The sequence below is a fragment of the Propionispora vibrioides genome, assembly GCF_900110485.1.
GTDB lineage: Bacteria > Bacillota > Negativicutes > Propionisporales > Propionisporaceae > Propionispora > Propionispora vibrioides.
Genome location: NZ_FODY01000011.1, coordinates 24,242 through 45,648 on the forward strand (window position 1 = coordinate 24,242; position 21,407 = coordinate 45,648).

A 21,407-nucleotide genomic window follows, 5' to 3' on the forward strand; every position below is an offset into this window, starting at 1 on the left:
TAATCATAGCGGTTTATTTCATCTGCCCCAACAGGGTATAAATCAACCGGGGAATATCCTCCAGGGACGCCTGCTTCTCAACGGCGCCGATTTCATGAGCCGCCTTGGGCATACCGTATACTACGCTGGATTGCTCGTTTTGCCCGATGGTCCTGGCCCCCTGCCGGCGCATAGTCAGCAAACCCCGGGCGCCATCATAGCCCATACCGGTCAAAATGACCCCTACCGCTTTCTCCTTAACCACCTGGGCCATACTCTCAAAAAGCACGTCCACCGAGGGGCAATGCCCATTGACCCGTTCTTCCTGGCGGCATTCTACCGTATATAACGTTCCTGTCTTTTTAATGCGCATGTGATAATCGCCGGGAGCAATCAGCGCCAGTCCCGGATAAATCCGGTCGCCGTTTTTCGCCTCTCTCACTTCCATAGGACAGGAATTGTTCAGCCTGTCGGCATACATGGCCGTAAACCGCGGCGGCATATGCTGCACCACCAAAATACCTGGGGCGTCGGCCGGCATGGTCTGCAAAATACTATAGACCGCTTCTGTCCCGCCGGTGGATGAGCCAATGGCAATGAACACGCCGCGGCAGTCCGCTCCATTCCGGCTGTCTATGGCAGCACCGGCCGCCCGTTGTTTCCAGTGGCCCACCTTTGCCACCGAGGCAATTTTCACCTTTACAACCAGCTCGTTAACCAGAGCTTCCAGGCCCCGCATATTCTGCATGTCCGGTTTCGTCACAAAATCAACCGCTCCGGCATTGAGTGCCTCAAACACGTTATCGCTGACGGCGCTGATGACGACAACAGGTAGGGGATATTGCGGCATCAGCCGCCGCAAGAAATCAATGCCGCTCATTTTGGGCATTTCCACATCCAGCGTTACCACGTCAGGATCAAACTCGATGATTTTATCCCGGGCTTCATAGGCATCGGCCGCCGTAGCCACCACCTCAATGACACTGTCCAGCGCCAGGCCTCTGGCAATCAGCTCGCGAAAAACCAAAGAATCATCTACTACCAGCACTCTTATTTTCTTGCGCAAGATCGACATGCTATCTATTCCTTTCTGTAGACTGCCGGCATAATGTACCTGTACTTTGTCTGGCTACGGTTGATGGATTCCGAATGCCCGATAAATAAATAGCCTCCCGGTTCGGTATACTCATAAAACTTGTCAAGTAAGGCCGCTCGCTCGGCAGCCCCAAAGTAGATCATCACATTGCGGCAGAAGATAGTATGAAACTTTTTCTTAAACGGGAAGGCTTCTTTCAGATTGAAAACCCGGTAAATCACGGCGTTTTTTATCGTATCCGCCACCACACGCCGCTCGTCGTCGAGACGGCGGAAATAGGCGGATTGCCAGCTTGGCGGCAAAGCGGCGATGCTTTCCGTGGGATATATCCCCTGCACGGCCTTTTCCAGAACCTCGGTGGAAATATCCGTGGCCAGCAGCTTGGTATCCCACGGTTGACCGCTGCCCCGGAAGTAATCGTTCAGAATCATGGCCAGCGTATACGGTTCCTCGCCGCTGGAACAACCGGCACTCCAAATTCTCAGGTCCCGGTCGGCGACGGCAGCAGCCAGATAGGGCAGCACGGTGGCCTTAAAAAATTCAAAATGCCTGACCTCCCGCATAAAATAGGTATGGTTTGTCGTGAGCCGGTTCAACAGCATGGCCAGGGCTTGGCCGCTTTTATCGGAAATCACTTCCCGGTACAGTTCGGAAAAACTGTTTAAATTTCTTTGTTTCAACACATTTTCCAGTCTTCCTACCACCAGGGCCCGTTTTTCCTGGCCCAAATGAATCCCGTAATGGGTTTTCAGAAAATCAGCGATCAATTGAAACTCTTGATCGGATATATCCGTCATAAGCCTTCCCCCAAAAAACATCTGTGCCGGACTGCTGCCGGATATGGCAAAGAGCCTTTTCGCCGGCTGGGCCGGCTATCGCCCGACTATTGCCTGCTAAAGACTCTGTGCCTTGGGGCGTGTTTGCAAACACACCCTAGTACTTGCCGAAATCGTTACTGCCCAAGGATATTTTAATTTTACTGTTTGCCGGCTTATCTGCCGGGGCTCCTGGCTCGCTTCCGGTTGGTGAGGGATTTGCTCCGGCCATGGTTTCCAGCATTTTTATGATATCCGGCCGCAGATTTTCCAGTGAATCCTGACTGTAGCCAACCTTTTTAAGCTTGAATTTATTGACCAGGTTACGCAGTAGTTCAGCCTGACTGGACAGTTCTTCACTGGCCGAGGCGCTTTCTTCGGCAGTAGCCGAGTTGGTTTGCGTAACCTGCGACACCTGCATAATTCCCTGGTTGACCTGGGCAATGGCCGTGGCCTGCTCATTGGAGGCGCCGGCAATATCGGCCACCAGGTCTGCTGCATGCGATACCTTTTCAACAATCTGTTTCAGGGCTTCCGCCGTTTCACTGGCAATTTTCGTCCCGGCATCCACCTTTTTGATTGAACCTTCAATCATCGTTGTCGTTTCTTTAGCCGCATTAGCGCTGCGGGCCGCCAGGTTGCGCACTTCCTCCGCCACGACGGCAAAACCTTTGCCGTGCTGCCCTGCCCGGGCCGCCTCTACGGCGGCATTCAAGGCCAGGATATTGGTTTGGAAGGCAATCTCATCGATCACTTTAATAATCTTGGAAATGTTGGCCGACGATTCATTAATATCCTCCATCGCCCGTAGCATGCCGCCCATCTGATTTTCGCCCCGGCCGGCATTTTCTTTCGCCTCAACCGCCAGTTCATTGGCCCGGGTGGCGCTAATTGCGTTCTGTTTAGTCTGGGTGGCAATTTCCTCCATTGAAGCCGACAGTTCTTCCACCGAGCTTGCCTGTTCCGTGGACCCCTGCGACAGGGCCTGACTGGAATCGGATACCTGACGGGACGCGGCGGCTACCTGTTCGGCCGAGGAATTAATATTGGTCAGTACATGATTAATGTTGTCGGTCATTTTCCGGAAGGCACCGGCTAGTACGCCTACCTCATCCTTAGAATCAATGTCAATGGCCACATTCAGATCACCGCCGGCAATCTTCTCCGAAGCCGCCACCAATGTATTCAGCGGCCGGCTGATCATCCGGGAAATGGCGATCCCCAGCCCAATAGCCACAGCAATCCCGATCGCAATAACGAGCAGCATGATCTTGATAGTAGCACTTGTCTGCGCTCCATTGGCCTCGGAACGTTCCCTGCCTGTCGTCACTTTCAGCTCCGCCAGTTTATTAATTGTCTCGTTAATCTCTTTAGCTAGCTGTATCCCCTCACCATTCATAACCTGCAGCGCCCTATCGGTCTGACCGCTTAACGCCAATTCAAGGATTCTATCATAAATCGGTTTATAGCGAACCTGCTCCGCTTCCAACTGTTTAAATAACTCCTGACCGGCTTCTGTCCGCAGGCTTTTCTTAAACTTCAGTTTGCTTTCTTCCATTTGCTTTTCCTGTTCCCGAATACCGGCGACCAACTGATCCCTGACGGACGGATTTTTCTCTAACATAAGATCGCGTAATGCAACCCGGTTAAGCTGATAAGCGTATTGTACATCATCAATATCGCCCAGACCTACGCCAAAATCCTCATAAGCTTCACTATAAGCTTTATCTATGGAGTTGATATTCCAGATACCAATAATTCCGACAAGCCCGGCAATCAGCGCCACCACGATAAATCCCGTCAACAGCTTTACGGAAATCTTTAGATCGGTAAACCATTTCATCATTTCGTTCCTCCCTGATCATAGTTTTACAGAGTCTCCCTCTGGCCGCTACATGTCGCTTAAAACGGCCGTCTCTTCATCACTGATCAGCCGTTCACAATTTAAAAGCAACTTGACCGCATTGCCGACCTTGCCGATTCCCTTGATATATTTATTGTGAAATGCTTTACCAACTTCCGGCGGCGGAATAATATTCTCATCCTGGATAACCAGGACTTCCAGCACCGTATCGACAATCAGGCCGATAGCCACCTCGTTGATTTCAATAACCACCACACAGGTCCGGTCATTGTATTCGCGCGGTTCTTTTTTAAACCGCAGCCGGACATCCATCACCGGAATAATCTTGCCCCGCAGATTGATAATTCCTTTTATGTAGGCCGGAAGCTCGGGGACTTCCGTAATCACCTGCATGCCAATAATTTCGATAACATGGCGTATTTCAATGCCATACTCTTCCTGCCCCAATGAGAAGGTAAGAAATTTCCCCTTCTGGGTGTCCTCTTCCGCTATGATCATTTCCTCTGCGACCTGGGTCATAGCTCTCCCCCTTTTCTTTCGCTTGCCGGAGCACTGCCTAGTATTGATGATGGATGATACTCTCCATATCCAGAATCAGACTGATATGTCCGTCACCCAGCAAGGCACAGCCGGCTAAGCCCTCTACTTTTTTGATATACCGGGGCAGGGCTTTAATGACTACCTGCTGCTGCCCCAACAGCTCATCGGCAAAAAGGCAGGCCCCCTTGCCATTATGTTCCACCAAAACGATAATTCCCTGATAAATGTCCGTTACTTCCGTCGCTACCTGATAGCGTTCATGGAGACGCAGTACCGGATAACAGATCCCGCGGATGATCATCATCTCGTTGCCGTCAGGATCGACAATCAGTTCACCGGGTTGCGGCCGGAAGGACTGCTGAATGGCAACGGTCGGCACCGTATAGCGTGACCGTCCCACCCGGATGGTCATTCCGTCAATGATGGCCAGCGTCAGCGGAATCCGGATGGCAATCGTCGTCCCTTCACCCCGCGTACTGTCAATCTGGACCATGCCGCCGATTTTTTCAATATTTTTTGTGACCACATCCATGCCGACACCGCGGCCGGAAAGCTCGGTAACCGCTTCCTTCGTCGAAAATCCGGGGAGAAAAATAAACGAATAAATCTCCTTGTCCGTCAGTTCGCTGTCTGTTTTTAAGGTCAGACCGTTGGCCCTGGCCTTCTTGATAATTTTATCCCGGTCCAGCCCCCGGCCGTCGTCCTTGACAAGGATCCAGACCTCGCCGCCGGCATTTTTTGCCTCCAGTGTAATCGTCCCCTGCCGGGGCTTGCCGGCAGCTTCCCGTTCCGCCGCCGGTTCAATGCCGTGATCCAGTGAATTGCGGATTAAATGCATCAGCGGATCGGAAATGTGTTCAATAATATTCTTGTCCACCTCGGTCTCTTCCCCGACAATGTTCAACTTTACTTCCTTCTGCAGCGACTTGCCGGTATCCCGGACAATGCGGTTCATCTTGTGAAAGGTCGGCGACAGGGGCACCATCCGGATCGCCATCACCGTGTCCTGCAGTTCATGGGTCAATTTTTGCAGTTGCCGGGCCGATTTATAAAAGCTGTCCAGCGGCAATCCGGCTAATTCGCGGTTCTGCGTTACCATCGCCTGGGTAATCACCAACTCGCCGACCACGTCCATCAGCTTGTCCAGCTTGTCCACGCTGACACTGATCATACTTTGACAAGTAAAACCCGTTGTATTCGTCTTGTCAATCCGGCAGACAGCACTCTCCAGCGGGGCCTCCGGCTCATCCAGCAGAATCTGCCGCGGCGGTCCCGGCCGCCGCGACTGCTCCGGCATGCCGTCCCACTCGCTTAGCTCCAGGCGGCTGATAAAGGCCGTCTGCATCAAAGTCGTCTGCAGGTCCTTCTTATCCTGGTCGGACGCAAACATCATCGTAAAACCGCTCTGCCTGATCACCTCGGCACTGGCTTCATTAGCGATGATATCCTCCGGATCGTAGACCAGATCTTCCGTTACTCCTTTTAAGCCATGTACGATAGCAAAAGCCCGGACGTTTTCCATCTCACAGCCGTCTTCAAAAAAGATAACGGCTTTATAATATTGCTTGGCAGAAACCTCCTGCCGGTTCGACGGAATATAATATTGCTGCTTCTGGGAAGCTTCCCTCGGTCCAACCGGCAAACCGCCACCGGGCTGACTGGTCTTCAGTTGTTCCAGAAATACCCTCACGGTATCCAGCAGCGCCGTCGCCTCCCGGTCACTCAGCCTGCCCTTCTGGATCTCGTCCATTTCCCCTTTTATGTAGTCAACGCATTCCAAAACAATGTCAGTCAGGCCGGAGTGGTCAATCGTATCCGGCTTATTCTCCCGGATAAAATAAAACAGATCTTCGGTCGCATGAGCCAGAGAAGAAATGTTTTTAAACAACATCATGGCAGCAGAGCTTTTAATCGTGTGCATAATACGAAAAATCTGGTTGATGGCCGCAATCGAGAATCCCTGATCCCGCTCACTGCTTAGCACTGCCTGTTCAAGCTGCTCCACTAACTGGACCGTTTCAAAAATAAACATTTCCAACATGGGCTCACGATTTATACCGTCTGACATCCAACCACCTCTCTGCTTTTCATCATCACGCGAACTTTTACAGGCTGCTCATGGTTTTAAGTACATGATCTTCCTTGAACGGTTTTACGATAAACCCCTTGGCACCGCAGCCAATGGCCTCCATCACACAACTTTGCTGGCTCATTGCCGTGATAACGATAATGGTTGCCGCGGCATCAATAGCCTTGATCTTCTTGATCGCCGTAATCCCATCCATTTCCGGCATGGTAATATCCATCGTCACAATGTCCGGGCGCAGCTCTTCATACTTTTGTATGCCAACCAACCCGTTTTCCGCTTCGCCCACCACCTGATAACCGTTGTTTTCCAGCATCAGCTTCAACGCATGCCTCATAAACAGCGCATCGTCTATAATTAGTACACTCTTCACAATTTCACCTCATCAGCTCATAATTTGTTACTGTCCCCAATTACTTGTCAACACCGGGCAAGCAGTTTTTCAAGGACGGTCAGCACCCGCGCTTTTAAAGAATAGCTGTACCGTTTCATTCGCCAGGCAACTACACTGGCCTGGAAATAACCGTAAAGCACCTCGCCGAGCTCCTCACTGGTAAAATAATCGCTTATTTCGCCGCGCGCCTGCGCCAGCTCGATCAGTTCAACAAAACAGGCCGCCCGCCGGTTGTAAATAGCCTGGCCAACTTCAGCTGTCGCCGGATTACTTAAGAACGAAGTGTAATAATAATTGACTGCCGTAATGGCCGGATAATTCTCGTAGTATTCGGCATACATTTTAACAAAAAACAAGATATTCTCTTTTGCCCCGGCCTGATTCTCCCGAATACTCGTGTGTATCAACTTGTCAAACTTGGCAAAGTATTTTAGAATCTCCAGAAGAATGTCATCTTTACTTTTGAAATGACGGTATAGCGCTGATTCGGCAATTTCCTGGCGTACTGCCAGTTCCTTGGTGGATAAGCCTGCTATCCCTAACTCATCTATAATATCAATCGCACTTACAATAATTTTATCCCTACGCGAAGGAAATTGTTTTGCTGCCATCTTTACCTCCATTTTTAGTTAGTGAACACTCACTAACTAAAGTCTACTCCAAAATATTCCACTAGACAAGGCTATTATGTAAATTCTCCTATATTTTCCTAAAATTTTTGCCTCATAAAAACAGCTCTTCTGCATCATCTAACCCATGGATCAGTTTGCCGTCTTTTTTCGCCCTGCTTCGTTGTTGCATACCTATATCCTATATAAATACGGCTTCGCCGCCTCGCAGGCAAAAGGTCCCTGTACTTTAGCTGGTGCTTTACGGGCAGGACATATCTATGGAAGAAAAATATATCTTCCAATAGATAATAAAAAAACAAAAAACCCGCCGGTCATAACGACCAGCAGGCATTTTCCGATTATATGGCGGAGCGACAGGGATTTGAACCCTGGCGGGCCTTACGACCCCTAACGATTTAGCAAACCGTCCTCTTCAGCCACTTGAGTATCGCTCCGTAATGCTGATAAAACTACTTTTCAGTATAAAGTACCACCACAAACCTTGTCAATCATCATTTGTTGGCAATATGGCGGAGGGGGTGGGATTCGAACCCACGGTCCCTTGCGGGATCACTGGTTTTCAAGACCAGCTCCATAAACCACTCGGACACCCCTCCGTGTAGATACACAGGATATTATATCAATCGGCACCCTCCCTGTCAAGCCGCGGCCACAGGTAAATAACACCACTCTGCGCTTCCTGACGGAGAGCAATTCCGGTTACCACGAATTAATGCAAAATTAATCGAACTTTGCTTTCTATCAACTTGACTATCGGCTATAGTAAGAGTATATTTTAAAGTAAATTAAGGCTTTCGTTTAGGCAGGTGAGTAATATGGATGTAGACCGACCTAGATCGCATACGTTCGCAAATTTATTCTATAATGGGGAAATATTCTGTTTTTTGCTGTTTAATCCTTCTTGATTCAACCAGCAGAATGGGTGTCTCCCCGGCAGAAAGAGGGACATTCCGATGCTGACAATCTATAAAAGCAATTATACATCCATTCGCGAGTTAACCCAGGATACCATCGAAAAAGGCGCCTGGATTAATCTGGTCAACCCGACTACCGATGAATTACATCTGGTGACCGCCTTGGCCAATATACCCAACGACTTTCTCCGGGCGGCGCTGGACGAAGAAGAACGCTCCCGTACTGAGATTGAAGATAACGCGCTGCTGATTATCACCAATATTCCCATTATGCGCAACAATGATAGCTATGATACACTGCCGCTTGGCATCATTCTAACAACCGAATATATCATTACCGTCTGCCTGGAACAAAATGATGTCCTGTCAGACTTTAATCCGGCTAACTGCCGGTTGTTCAGCACCTTCAAAAAAACCCGCTTTTTATTCCAGATTCTTTATAAATCGGCCACCCTATACCTCAAATACGTTAAGCAGATCAACCGCCGGACCGACGAGATTGAACGGCATCTGCGGAAATCGGCCAAAAACCAGGATATTTTTGAACTGCTGGATTTGCAAAAGGCTTTCACCTATTTTACCGCTTCCCTGCGCTCCAACGGCATTGTTTTGGAAAAATTGCTGCGACTGCGCTCCAATATCCAGCTACAGCACCTGATTACCATTTATGAAGAAGATGAGGATTTGCTGGAGGATGTTATCATCGAAAATAAGCAGGCTATTGAAATGGTGGAAATGTACAGTAACATCCTGAACGGCATGATGGACACCTTCGCTTCCATCATTTCCAACAATCTCAATATGATCATGAAATTTTTGACCTCTGTCACCATATTGCTGGCCATTCCGACGATGATTTCCAGCTTTTTCGGTATGAATGTCGATATTCCCTGGGGCGGCGAGCTGAACGGGTTTGTCAACGTGACCGTGCTGGCCATCCTGGCCACCTGCGTGACCGCCTTCAGCCTCTGGAAAAAAAGATTTTTCTAGGGAGCCGCTGATTTAATGAGCCTGCCAGCCTGGCAGTGTGAATAAATCAGTGATCCCCTAACCATCAAACAAAAAACACGGACAAGACGGTTATGCCGCCTGGCCGTGTTTTTTTATTGTCTTCTATAAATGGGTGACCCTGTCGGCCAATTCAGCCTGCTTGGCATCGTTGAAACGGTCGTCAGTGCTCAAGTAGCCGGTGATCCTTCTAATCCGTCTGATCGGCGACTTTTCCAGGGACCGGATGATCAGTTCATCCCCCTCAATGGTGATCTGTATTTCGCCCAGCAGCTTGTGCTGCGCCGCCCAGTATTCTTTTTCCGCCGCTACTGCGCTCATCAGTTCTTCTTCCGTAACGGCTTCGTCAGCCATGACCCGGATACCGTCAATGATTTGTACCATTTCATTCTCCTCCAAGCTGCATCAATATGATTTTATATTCTAATAATAACTATTATTTAAAAATAGTCAATAGGAATATGGTCTTGCTTTTTTACCGTTATACCGGACCTGCACCGATTGGCGGCTTGGCGCGGCGCTTATCTTTCCGCCAGGAATAACATATACTATGCTTATTGCTTACATCCTGCCCGCAAAGGAGCTGACCATTTTGTTGCTTGCTCTCATTTTGTTGTTAGTGCTGATCGGCCTCGGCATCGCCTATTGGGACCGGATTACCTCGTTTTGGCGCTAAACTTTTGTCCTATTTTTGTCACAAAAACCTGCTACACTAACCTACAGATATATTATATAGAAGGAAGGAATCGTCATGAGTGTTCACGTCTTGACCTTACTGACCGGTTTTGCCGGCTTCGGGCTGGCCTTACTCCTGCTCGACTATCGTCACTTATAACGGACTAATAAAAAACTTCCGCCTTATTATTCTTTGCCAGCCATAAATTCCCTTTAGGAAAAAAACACTGTATGTTAGGGAAGCGCTACTTTAATAAGCCTGTCGACATGGCGAGAGATTGTTTCTCCGGTAAGGCAGCAAAACCTTGGAATAGCAGGAATCTTCCAGCGTTTTACCGTTGCAGCCAGCCAGAAAAAAACTCCGCCGCAACGCACAGTGCGAATAAAGCAACGGTTCCCTAGAATACATGCCCTTTTCTTGCAGCATACTTTTGATATACTAAAGTTAATTGTTTATCAGAACATAAACAGAGAGGGGTATTGATTTATGGCCTACTGGTTGCTTAAAACCGAACCGGAAACCTTCAGCTACGGTGATTTAGAACGCCTGCGGCGCGACCGCTGGAACGGAGTGAAAAATTTTGCCGCCCTGAAACACCTGCGGCAGATGCACCCCGGCGACTTAGCCTTTATTTATCATACCGGCAAGGAAAAAGCCATCGTCGGCGTGGCCGAGATCGTTACCGAGGCGTATCCTGATCCGGCAGAAAGCGATGAACGCTTTATCGTAGCCGATGTTATACCACGCTACAGTCTGAAACGTCCGGTGACACTAAAAGAAATAAAAGCAGATCCTCTGTTTCAGGCTTGGGAGCTTGTCCGCCTGTCCCGTCTGTCGGTCATGCCTGTGCCCGAAACACTTTGGAACGCCATTCTCTCCCTAGGTAGCCACTGATTAATTCACACTGCGCGTCCTGACGGATCTTTTTCCGCCTGGCTGCGTCAGCAAAACCTTGCAATAGGGACCGCTATTCCTGCGGTTTTACTTCCTTGCCGATCGAAAAAATCTCTCGCCAGCCCGACAGGTTCATTTAATCAGTGGTTACCTTGCGGACAAGCCTTATTAACATACCGTTAATTTATCGTAAACAGTCTTCTCCTTTGGCAAAAAACACAGGAAAATGTCAGTTTATGGCGAATTCCTTCTTATCATAAGCAGTTTATCTGCCCATTATATGAGGCCAAAGGAGGAGTTGACTGTATGCGCAAGACGACGATCCGTACCAAAACCTTATTGACCTTCATGCCTTTAGTAATTATCTCCTTATTAATCCTTTCATGGATTGGCTATCATTATTCCGCCCAGCTGATTGAAGAGGAAATCAATCAAAAAATGGAGGTACAGCTGGACAAAACCTTAACGCAATTTTACACACAATTAAATGCCCACAAAGCAATCGGCCAAACCATTGCCCGGTTTACCGAAACAGGCGGCAATGCGCTCAGTAAGGAACAGTATGCAGCCTTCCTGCAAAACGCCATTACCTCAAACGATCTCATCTTGGGAGCCGGCGTCTGGTTTGAGCCCTTCCAGTACAAAGCAGAGGTGCATTATTTTGGTCCCTACGCCTATAAAGACCACGGAAATATCGTATTTACCACCGACTATGAAAAGCCGGATTACGATTACCCCAGTCAGGACTGGTATAAGATGGCGACCAATACCACCCGGCCTGTGGTCTGGAGTGATCCCTACTACGACGCGACCACCAACATAACCATGGTCACCGCCTCTTTCCCTTTTTATGATGGCAACAAAAAATTAAAAGGGATGGCTACAGCCGATATGGATTTGGCCCAACTGCAAAAAATAGTGTCCGACATCACGGTCAGTCAAACGGGCTGGGCCTTCCTGCTGGACAAAAACGGCACCTATATTTCCGATCGCGACAATGGCAAGGTCATGAAAACCAAAATCACCGAAGATGCTGACAGCGGCCTGGCTGAAGCAGGCAAAGCGCTTCTGGCGGACCAGGGTAAATCGGGTCACATCACTGCCACGCTAAGCGGCGCCAAACACCTGATCTATTACACCGCCATGCCGGAAACCGGCTGGACACTTGCTTTAGTCGTGCCGGAAGCCGAATTGTTCGCTCCGTTGAAAAATCTGTTGCTGGGACAAGTCTTAGCGGTTCTGATCGCTATTCTGGTCATCTCCGCCGTCATTGTCCGCTATACCGGTATGATCACCCGTAATATAAACGAAGTGAAACGCCTCTCCGACAGCATGTCTCAGGGCAACCTGACCCAGGCGGTCACCGTTACCTCCCAGGATGAGTTTGGCGAGATGGGCACCAATTTCAACCGGATGACCCGGGATCTCCGGCAACTGATCAATAAACTGATGGAGACCTCGGTACAGGTGGCCTCCCACTCCGATATACTAACCCAAACGGCACGGCAAACCGCCGAAGCTACCGAACACATCACCATCGCGGTACAGGATATCGCCTCCACGGTGGAAACACAAATCGCTAACACGGAAGGTACCACCCAGACCTTGACCGACATGTCCGATCGTATTTCAGCCATTAGTCAGGATATGCAGCAAGTGACCGACATCACCCTGGATACGTCTAACAAAGCGCAGGACGGCACCGCTGTGGTGGATAACGCCATCAATCAAATGCAAAAAATCAATAAAAATGTCAATACAGCAGCAACCGTTGTTCATACATTGGGTGAAAAGTCCCGCGAAATTGACAGCATCCTTTCTCTTATCACCGCCATTGCCGGCCAGACCAACCTGCTGGCCCTCAACGCCGCCATTGAAGCAGCCCGGGCCGGTGAACAGGGTAAAGGCTTTGCCGTGGTGGCCGATGAAGTACGCAAACTGGCTGAACAGTCAGAAACCGCCGCGAAACAGATCGGTTCCATCATTAGCGAAATCCAGTTGCAAACAGGCCATGCCATACAGATCATGGATGAAAGCACCCATTCCGTCCAGGAGGGTATTCATCTGGTCAATCAGGCTCAACACTCATTCACAGCCATTCATGACGCTATTGGCCACTCTTCGGCCCAAACCCAGCACATTGCCGCCGCCATTGCCGATATTGCCGATAACGCCGCCCAGATTGCCGCGGCAGTTGAAGCATTAGCGGCAGCCGATAAGCAAACAGGCTCGCATATCGAAAGCGTAGCCGCCGCCACTGAAGAGCAGCATGCTTCCATGGAAGAACTGCAGGCTACCGCTACGCTGCTGGCTAAGGTGGCCAGCGAGCTGGATAGCTCCATTCACACCTTTAAAGTGTAGCCTTCGTTTCCGTTTTCTACCGTGTATCGCTTCTTTGCCATACCGTCCACCGGTATGGCATTTTTTTTCCGGTCAAGATGTTTTATAATAATAGGACAGGCATTATCATACAAGGAGGATTCACTTATGCTTATCGGTGAAAAGGTAATCTTACGGACGGTGAAAGAAAGTGATTTGCCACTGCTTTATGACCTGCTCAGCACGGTATATGATAAAGGCGATTACTGGCTGATTGATATTCCTGACGAACCCGGGTTCCGGCGGGCCTTTGAAAAAACCGGCTTCTGGCAGGAGGACTTCGGCCGGATGATCCTTACCGACCATGACGACAACCTGCTGGGCGAAATTTTCTACTCCCGTGTGTCCGACTACCGCACAGGCTATGAAATCGGCTACCAGCTCTTCCGCCCCCTGTCACGGGGCAACGGCATCATGTCGGAAGCACTGCGGCTGTTTACCAATTATCTCTTTATGGTCCTGCCCATCCCCCGTCTGCAAATCACAGTCATTCAGGGTAACCTGCCTAGCCGCCGGGTGGCGGAAAAGTGCGGCTACGTCTATCGCGGCACACTGCGCAACGCCGTATTCCATACCGGCAGCTACCACGACCTGGAGCTGTTCGACCTGCTGCGGGAAGAATGGCAGACCTTTCGTTTAATTACTTCTAACTAGTACCTTGTCAATCCTAAAACTGTAGAATAATGGCGAGGCTATTTTTCGCAAGACAGGGCGAAGGAAGGAGGCATACCGGAAGTATGCTGACTGACGACAACAAAGGCTTGTGGAAAATAGACCGTCAGTATTCACGGAATTAGGGTTGATAAGGTACTCGACAACATTTTAGAGCATAAAACAGCCGGCAGGCGTCCGAGGGCGCCTGCCGGCTGTTTTATGCTTAGTACTCCACCAATTTTTAAAACAGAAATTACTGACGGTCAACATGTCGCCATCATCCTTCCACCGAATGAGACACTAGTCCACCAAAATAATATCTTCCAGATAGAACGAATAAATATATTTTTCCTTGACTGGCAGCTTCAAAATACCGGTCATCGCCCTGGCATACAGTTCCAACTGAATTCTGTACTGAGTGGCCAGCGCTTCCCGATCCTTGCCCCGGTCAGTTTTATAATCGACGAGCACCAATCCGTCCGGCTCGTCAAACAGCATATCCACTACACCCTGGACAAAGATGCCTTCCTCCTGCCCCGCCAGTTCGGGATAAAACTCGCCCGCCGGCAGCACCATGCTAAAAGGCAGTTCACGCCGGACCCTGGCGGCGTGGCGCAGCCGCAGCCCCAGTTCGCCGCTAAAGAAGCCGGCAATGGCGGCTGACGGCACGGCAACCGCCTGCTCAGCCAGCAATAACTGACGATGCACCATGGCTTCCACCTGAGCGGCAATACCGGCCGGGCTGACATCGCCCTGGTAATCGATGTGCTGCATCACCAGATGAAGCAGCGTCCCCGCTTCGGCGGCTGTCAGTTTTTTCCCGGTCTGAATGAAACCGGGCCGGACAAAGGCCGGTTTCAGCCCCAGCAGCCGCTGCTGCCCTTCGCCACCGTCTTCGGGTGAGTCAAAGCGCCGTTTAATCTCCGTTACTGACAGCTTGGCCGCTTTACCGACCACTGTTGCCTGCGGATAGCGCCATTCCAAACGGCGGGCCACCGCCGCCGGATCATCGCCGGCCGGCACAGGGGCCAGCTGCCGGACCTGTTGCATAAACGGCCAGGCGGCCGGATCAGTGGCCGTTGGATCAGTCAAAACCGCCGCCGGATACAACTCCAGCTGCCAGTCGGACAGATACTCCGACCAATCGACCGCCAGAACTCCCTCCCAACCGGCCAAGTCCCGCAGTTTCTCGCCCGCCGCGTGGCGAACCAGCGCCGGGCCGAGCCAGTCCAGATAGGTTTTGGCCCCGGCCAGCAGACCGTCCGGCAATTGCCGCACAGCACTGCCGGCAGCCTGGCACCAAGCCTTGGCGCGCTCTGCCAGCTTATTGACCGTACCGACCAGCACCAGTTTCTCCCTGGCGCGGGTCAGGGCCACATACAAAATGCGCATTTCCTCCGCCTTGGTTTCCATATTGAGTTGATGGGCAATAGCGTGTCTGGCCAGTGTTGGGTACCGGTAGCGCAGTTCAGGATTAGTCACAAACGGCCCGATCCCTAACGTCTTGTGGCAGAGCATCAGGCCCCGGCTGTCCTGCAGATTAATCTGCTTGCCCAGATCGGCCACAAACACCAGGGGAAATTCCAGTCCCTTGCTTTTGTGGATACTCATAATTCGCACGACATCCTCACCTTCGCCCAGCGCCCGGGCCACCGCCAGATCGGTCCCTTTATCCTGCATCCGCTCAATAAACCGCAGGAAGCGGAACAACCCGCGAAAGTTAGTGGTTTCATATTGGCGGGCCCGGTCATACAGCGCCCGCAAATTGGCCTGGCGCAGCAAGCCGCCCGGCATGCCGCCGACATAGTCGTAATAGCCGGTGTCGCGGTAAATTTGCCAGATCAGCTCTGGCACCCCTTTACGGCGCGACAGATTGCGCCAGCCCGCCAGGCGCTCTAAGAAGGCCGCCAGTTTTTGCTGCAAAGCCGGATCGTCGCCGCCGGCCGTTTCGGCATAAGCGGTTACGGCTTCCCACAATTCACCCGGCCGGGCCAGACGTATCCTGGCCAGTTCGGCGGCACCCAGTCCGACCAGCGGCGAACGCAGTACGCCGGCCAGATGGATATCCTGCCGGGGATTATCAATGACCGACAGCAGGGACAGTAATACCTGCACCTCTATTTCCCGGAAATAACCACCCTCTACTTCGGCATATACCGGAATATCGGCCTTCTTCAACGTGTCCTGCAACACGGCCGCCTTTCCCTTGACCGACCGGAGCAAGACGACAATATCCCGCCAGGCCAGTGGCCGGTAAGCTTGCAGTTCTTTATCGTATACCTGGTAGCCGCCCTTCATGTACGAGGTAATCTGCCGGGCAATCAGACGGGCCTCCAGTTCAAAACCGCTGACCTCATCCGGGCCGGCAGCCTCCTCCCCGGCCGGGTCGGCTTCATCCGCTTCCGGCCGGCTGTCATCGTCAGGCAGAGGCTGACTCTCCCGGTCAATCAGACAGACTTCCACCGGACCGTCCAGCACCGGACCGTCGGCCGGCGGATAGCCGGGACCGGGATTGAGCCGTTCGGCCTCGCCATATTCCAGTTCAGCCACCCGGGGGGCCATGATCTGACAGAACAAAAAATTAATCGCCGCCAGCACACCGGGCCGGCTGCGGAAATTGCGGGACAGATCGATGCGGCAGTAGCCTTCGCCCCGGGTCGGATAAGTCCGGTATTTTTCCAGAAACAAGCCCGGTTCGGCCAACCGGAAGCGGTAAATGCTCTGCTTGACATCACCGACCAAAAAGAGTCCGGCCCCCTCGTCCCGCACCAGCAAACGCAGGATGGTTTCCTGTACACCATTGGTATCCTGGTACTCATCCACCATGATCTCGGCAAACTTTTCCCGCAGAGCCTTAGCCGCCGGCGACGGCAGCACTTCATCGGGCGCGGCACCGTCAGCCAGCAGCACCTGCAGGCATAGATGCTCCAGATCGTTAAAGTCCACCAGAGCCCGCTGCCGTTTAGCCTGGCTGTAGGCTTCGCCAAACTGTGTTACCAGCCCGGTCAAGGCCGTCACCAGCGGCGCCACACGGCGCAGGTCGGCCATAAATTCTTCGTCCTGCCGGGAAAAGTAAAGACCCTGGATTTGCTGCACTGCGTCTTTCGCTTTCTGCCGTCCCTTTTGATAATAATCCCGGACCGCCTTATCCAGCCCCTTGACCGACGGCAGTTTGCCGAAATCAGCGGTTGTCAGGCACTCGCGCAGAGCTGTCCAGGATTGCTTCGCCGCCCGGATGATATGGTCCAACAGTTTTTGATCGGCCTCGAAGGTGTCTACATAGGTGTCCGGCTGGCCTGGCTGTTCGGCTTCCCGGCTGAGCATTACCAGAGATTGCCGGGCCTGCTCCAGTTCCAGAGCAATCTTTTCCCGCAAAATCGCCGGCCAGGGCGTATCCTCCAGCCCGGCAGCGCCGGGGAGGCAAAAAGCCTGCTCCAAAGAACGCAGCCAGTACTCCGGCCAGGGATGGCTGCGGGAAAACTCATACAAAGCAAGCACCAGTTGATATAGTCCGCTGTCGTCATGGCCATCGCCGTAATGCTCCACAAATTGAAAGAACTCAGGATCATCGGCATTATAGCGCTGCTCAAACACCGCTTCCAATACATCGGCTTTGAGCAGCCGGACTTCGGCCTCACCGGCCACCCGGAACTTGGGGTCCAGCTCCAGCAGATGAAAATTCTGCCGGACAATGCTCTGGCAAAAAGCATGAATGGTAGAAATAGTGGCGGCATTTAAGAGCACCAACTGCCGCTGCAAGTGACTTGACTGAGGCCGTTCGGCCAGAGCCTTGGTTAGCGCCGCGCCAATGCGACCGCGCATTTCGGCCGCCGCCGCATTGGTAAAGGTCACGACCAGCAGACGGTCCAAGTCCAAAGGCGCCGCCTCGTCCAGAACACGGCTGATAATCCGTTCAACCAGGACCGATGTCTTGCCCGATCCGGCCGCCGCGGCTACCAGAATCTGTTTGTCTCTGGTGTTGATGGCCGCCAACTGTTCCTTTGACCAGCTCATGATGGATCCCCCTTTCCGCCTAAATCGCGCCAAATGATTTCGTCGGTCACTGCCGGCAGCTTCCGGTACTGGTTTTCCGGCAGGCTTTCATCAAACTGGCAAACCGGCCGGTAGCGGCAATAACCGCAGGGCGACTGCTGCTGAAGCTGATACGGTTCAATGCCGACCTGCCCGTCCATAATCGCCTCGCCGGTACGGATCAGCACCTGCTCCATATGTTGCAGCAGCAGGGTGAATTCGTCCTCGCTCCGTACATAGGCCAGACAGTTGCTGTAAACAGTGCCGTCTTTTTTCAGCGCCAGCTTTAAAAAGTCCGACCGGCTGTCCATCTGCCGGTCCAGCAGCCGGATGATCTCCAGGTCGTCGACCACCCAGCCCGGCATTTTAAGCTGCTGATTAAGCGCCTTTTGAATCTGCTCGGGCGACAGCGCCGTCTGACCCGCCAGGCTGGGATTTTTCAGGAAGTAATACAATACTCCGGCCGGCCGGCAGTCCTTACCGGCAAACAAAAGCTGTCCGGCGCCCCGCGCCGCCAGCAGATAGGTCAAAAGCTGCAGCTTCAGACCGTAGTACACCTCGGGCAGGGTCAGCCAGGCGCCGCCCGATTTATAGTCAATGACCAGAATATAATAACTGTTGTTGTGAAGCACGCAGTCCAGGCGGTCAATCTGCCCTACCAGCTCGAGCTCCAATCCGCCGGACAGGGAATAAACCAGTGCCGGCAAGTCGGCCTGGCCCTGGCCGAAGGATTGCTCCAGCGCCACCGGCTTAAAACCGCTGGCCCGGTCGAATTCCACCAGCCGCTGCACGGCCCGCTTGACCGTACCCTCCAGTCGACGGGTAATATGGCGGTATTGGCCGGTGCTTAACAAAATCTCATTTTGCAGCTTAGGAATCAGTTCCCCCACAATCTGGCCACAGATGGTCCGGCATTCGTCATCACCGATCTCACCCCAGCCACGGCCGCTTTGCACCGCCTGTTCGCCAAAGGCCTTTAACGCCGCATGCAAAAACTGTCCTAAGTCGAGCGGCTGCAGGCGAAAAACGGCCCGTTCCTTAAGGGTAAGCCCATACTGGGCGAAATGGCGGAACGGACAGGCCCGGAAGCTTTCCAGGCGGGTTACGCTGCCCCGCAGTTTCTTGTTATGGGGATACAATTGCCCGGCCAGTTCCCGGCTGAGCGGCAACGCCTGATTGTTATGAAACAGCCCGGCCACCGCCAGCTCCAGATAAGAACGCAGTTCAGGCCGGCCCAGCGCCCAGTTGTAGACATCCCAGTACACCGGCTGAATGACCTCACCGGTTTTGAAGCGGCGAATGGCGGCAACCAGGGCCGCCACGCTGCGCTGTGGCTGGGCGATATACTCGCTGGCCCGCTTCTCCGGCGGCTCAGCCGGCAGCGTCGTAAGCGGCAGGCGGGGAAAAAGCTGGCGCAGGCGCTTGATTAAGAGTGACGGCGTCAGACCCTTGCCCTCTTCGTCAGCCAGTGGATAGCTCACCCACAAGCGCTGCCGGCTCCGGGTCAGCGCGGTATAGACGGTATAGCGTTCGGCGAAATTATCGGCCGCCGCCCCCGGTGCCAGTTCAACCCCGGAGGACGCCATCAGCGCCCTGTCCTGGTCGCTTAAGAGCCCTTCGCCACGACCCCGGCGCGGTAAAACGCCGTCATTGACACCAAGTACATAGACCGCCCGGACATTGTCCACCGTATTCTGTTCCAGATCGGCAATGGTCACATGATCGAGCCCCGGCGGAATAAGCTGCAGGCGCAGGCTGTCCAAGCCGTCCTGCAGCAGCGCCAGAAAGTCTTCCGCCGTCATCGTCAAGTCACCGCAGGTTTCCACCACCTGCTCCAGGAGTTCCACTACAGCCGCCCAAATCTGACGGTGTTCCCGGGCACTGTCAAGTTCGCCGGCCTGTTCATCTCTGGCAGCCCAGTTCTCCACTTGCTCGGGAACCTGCAGCTCCTCCAGAAAATAGTATACTGCCGCCGCCAGTTCACGCACCTGTCCGGCCTGCTTTAACCGGTCGGACAACGCCAGCAGCGGCGCCGACACCGCCAGCCGGCTGGCATGGATAGCGTCCAGGTAATCAAGCTGACTGTCGTTCAGCTCAGCTTCCTCGCCCAGTGAGAAGCGCCGGACAAAACGCCATGGCTCCGGCTTGGTCCACAGAGAACCGCCGATGCCAAATTCCAGCACGTAGTTTTCCAACTGGTCAATCGCCTCGCGGGGCAGCGGAAAGAAATCGGTTTTCAGGCAGCGGAACACCGCCTCGTAGTTCCAGCGTCCGGTGACCGTCTCCAAAGCCGAACGGATAAGCTCGGCCAGCGGATGATGCACCGCCTGGCGATGCCGGTCGCTGAAAAAAGGAATCTGATAATCGGTCAGCACCGTTTCCACCAGTTCGGAGTAACTTTCCATATCCCGCAGCAGCACGGCCATCTCCCGCCAGCGGTAACCGTCCTCGCGGCACCGGGCGATCATATCCCGGGCCATGCCTTCCACCTCCACCCGGCGGTTGGCCGCTTCCGCCAGCAGCAAAACCGGTGCCGCCTGCTGCCAGACTGGCGCCGGAAAGCGAAACAAGTGCTGCTCCAGATGAGCCAGCTCCGGCTGCGCCACAAAGCGCCGTCCCGGCGGCAGCACCACTTCCCGGATGGGAATCCCGCATTCAGCGGCCAGCAGCCGCAGCTTATTCAACGTATTCCACTGACGATGAAAGATGCCTGTCTCTTCTTGATGAACGGCGGCATCAGGTTCCGGTAAGCAAAGCGTCACCGTCACCGCGGCAGCCGTACGGCACAGCCGGGCCAGCACGGTCATTTCCCGGGGATTAAACCAGGAAAATCCGTCAAGCCAAACCTCTGCCCCCTGAGTCAGCGAAGACTGCTCCAGATTGTCCGCCAAAAGCTGGAGAAAATCCTCCGGATCGGTATATTTCGATTGCATAAATACTTCAAAATCATGATAAAGCAAATATAAGTCCCGTAGCTTATCCGTCAGGGGAGACGGCTGCAGCCCCTGCTGCGCCGCCAAGAGCGCCTCCGGTTCGACGGCATAAGCCTTGAATTCTTTGATCATGCCGGCCAGCGTTTCGGCAAAAGACCGCTGACCGGCGGCCTGCCGGAAAACAGTCAGTTCATCCCGGTGCTCTCGCAGCAGCCGGCTCAGCACCAGTTTCTTACCCAGTTCGGTAATATGCGGCCGTACCGCACCGCCGGTCTCCAAAAGTACCCGGTGCGCGAACCGGCGGAAACCCAGGACATGAGCCCTGGCAAAGCCGAATAGGCCGGGGGTTTTGGCCAGTTCCCACTCGGCCTGGAAGGTGGCATGTTCCGGCAACAAGAGCAGCAACGGCTGTCCCTCGGCCGACTGCCGCAATCGCTGGCGAATGGCTTCCCGGCACCAGTGGCTTTTCCCCGTGCCGGCACCGCCCAGCACAATTGTCATACCCATACAT

General features: G+C 52.9%; 15 protein-coding genes and 2 tRNA genes. 5 read left to right on the plus strand and 12 right to left on the minus strand.

Translation table 11 applies throughout. The annotated features are described in order from the left end of the window. Window positions 1-13 precede the first annotated feature (13 nt). The 9 genes from BMW43_RS10360 to BMW43_RS10400 all read right to left on the minus strand — a co-directional run bounded on the left by BMW43_RS10360 (window position 14) and on the right by BMW43_RS10400 (window position 8,002). Window positions 14-1,054, minus strand: coding sequence for a protein-glutamate methylesterase/protein-glutamine glutaminase (locus BMW43_RS10360; RefSeq protein WP_091746731.1), 1,041 nt, complete (start codon window positions 1,052-1,054; stop codon window positions 14-16). 5 nt (window positions 1,055-1,059) lie between these two features. Then, window positions 1,060-1,872: a CheR family methyltransferase gene (locus BMW43_RS10365; protein WP_091746733.1), complete on the minus strand. Its 813-nt coding sequence runs from the start codon at window positions 1,870-1,872 to the stop codon at window positions 1,060-1,062. 136 nt (window positions 1,873-2,008) lie between these two features. Further along, window positions 2,009-3,736, minus strand: coding sequence for a methyl-accepting chemotaxis protein (locus tag BMW43_RS10370; RefSeq protein WP_245732341.1), 1,728 nt, complete (start codon window positions 3,734-3,736; stop codon window positions 2,009-2,011). A 45-nt stretch (window positions 3,737-3,781) separates the two neighbouring features. Beyond that, entirely contained in the window at window positions 3,782-4,273 is a 492-nt protein-coding gene (locus tag BMW43_RS10375) for a chemotaxis protein CheW (protein WP_091746736.1), read from the minus strand. A gap of 37 nt (window positions 4,274-4,310) precedes the next feature. Further along, window positions 4,311-6,362, minus strand: a complete 2,052-nt coding sequence (locus BMW43_RS10380) for a chemotaxis protein CheA (RefSeq protein WP_091746739.1) — start codon at window positions 6,360-6,362, stop codon at window positions 4,311-4,313. Window positions 6,363-6,399: 37 nt separating this feature from the next. Next, entirely contained in the window at window positions 6,400-6,756 is a 357-nt protein-coding gene (locus BMW43_RS10385) for a response regulator (protein ID WP_177173553.1), read from the minus strand. A 44-nt stretch (window positions 6,757-6,800) separates the two neighbouring features. Next, window positions 6,801-7,385, minus strand: coding sequence for a TetR/AcrR family transcriptional regulator (locus tag BMW43_RS10390; protein WP_177173546.1), 585 nt, complete (start codon window positions 7,383-7,385; stop codon window positions 6,801-6,803). Window positions 7,386-7,749: 364 nt separating this feature from the next. Further along, window positions 7,750-7,840 (minus strand) — tRNA-Ser (locus BMW43_RS10395). Between the two features lie 73 nt (window positions 7,841-7,913). Continuing rightward, a tRNA-Ser gene (locus BMW43_RS10400) sits at window positions 7,914-8,002 on the minus strand. 357 nt (window positions 8,003-8,359) lie between these two features. Between BMW43_RS10400 and BMW43_RS10405 the strand changes: the two genes are divergently transcribed. Beyond that, window positions 8,360-9,310, plus strand: a complete 951-nt coding sequence (locus BMW43_RS10405) for a magnesium transporter CorA family protein (protein WP_091746747.1) — start codon at window positions 8,360-8,362, stop codon at window positions 9,308-9,310. Between the two features lie 123 nt (window positions 9,311-9,433). Here the strand turns inward: BMW43_RS10405 and nrdD are convergent, their stop codons facing one another. Then, window positions 9,434-9,712 (minus strand): anaerobic ribonucleoside-triphosphate reductase, encoded by a 279-nt coding sequence (nrdD, locus tag BMW43_RS10410; RefSeq protein WP_091746750.1) that lies wholly within the window; start codon window positions 9,710-9,712, stop codon window positions 9,434-9,436. Between the two features lie 166 nt (window positions 9,713-9,878). Between nrdD and BMW43_RS21725 the strand changes: the two genes are divergently transcribed. The 4 genes from BMW43_RS21725 (at window position 9,879) to BMW43_RS10425 (ending at window position 13,931) form a co-directional block, all read left to right on the plus strand. Continuing rightward, window positions 9,879-10,004 (plus strand): hypothetical protein, encoded by a 126-nt coding sequence (locus BMW43_RS21725; RefSeq protein WP_281246126.1) that lies wholly within the window; start codon window positions 9,879-9,881, stop codon window positions 10,002-10,004. A 486-nt stretch (window positions 10,005-10,490) separates the two neighbouring features. After that, window positions 10,491-10,898: an EVE domain-containing protein gene (locus BMW43_RS10415; protein WP_091746753.1), complete on the plus strand. Its 408-nt coding sequence runs from the start codon at window positions 10,491-10,493 to the stop codon at window positions 10,896-10,898. 306 nt (window positions 10,899-11,204) lie between these two features. After that, window positions 11,205-13,259 carry a methyl-accepting chemotaxis protein gene (locus BMW43_RS10420; RefSeq protein WP_091746756.1) on the plus strand — a complete coding sequence of 685 codons (2,055 nt, stop codon included), beginning with the start codon at window positions 11,205-11,207 and terminating at the stop codon, window positions 13,257-13,259. 126 nt (window positions 13,260-13,385) lie between these two features. Continuing rightward, complete coding sequence (locus BMW43_RS10425) at window positions 13,386-13,931, plus strand: GNAT family N-acetyltransferase (protein WP_091746759.1); 546 nt, start codon at window positions 13,386-13,388, stop codon at window positions 13,929-13,931. Between the two features lie 300 nt (window positions 13,932-14,231). Here BMW43_RS10425 and addA read toward each other — a convergent pair whose 3' ends face one another. Both addA and addB read right to left on the minus strand, forming a co-directional pair. Then, complete coding sequence (gene addA, locus BMW43_RS10430) at window positions 14,232-17,945, minus strand: helicase-exonuclease AddAB subunit AddA (RefSeq protein WP_091746761.1); 3,714 nt, start codon at window positions 17,943-17,945, stop codon at window positions 14,232-14,234. Beyond that, window positions 17,942-21,403, minus strand: a complete 3,462-nt coding sequence (addB, locus tag BMW43_RS10435; protein ID WP_091746764.1) for a helicase-exonuclease AddAB subunit AddB — start codon at window positions 21,401-21,403, stop codon at window positions 17,942-17,944. Before addB ends, addA begins: the two co-directional genes overlap by 4 nt. Between the last annotated feature and the right edge of the window lie 4 nt (window positions 21,404-21,407).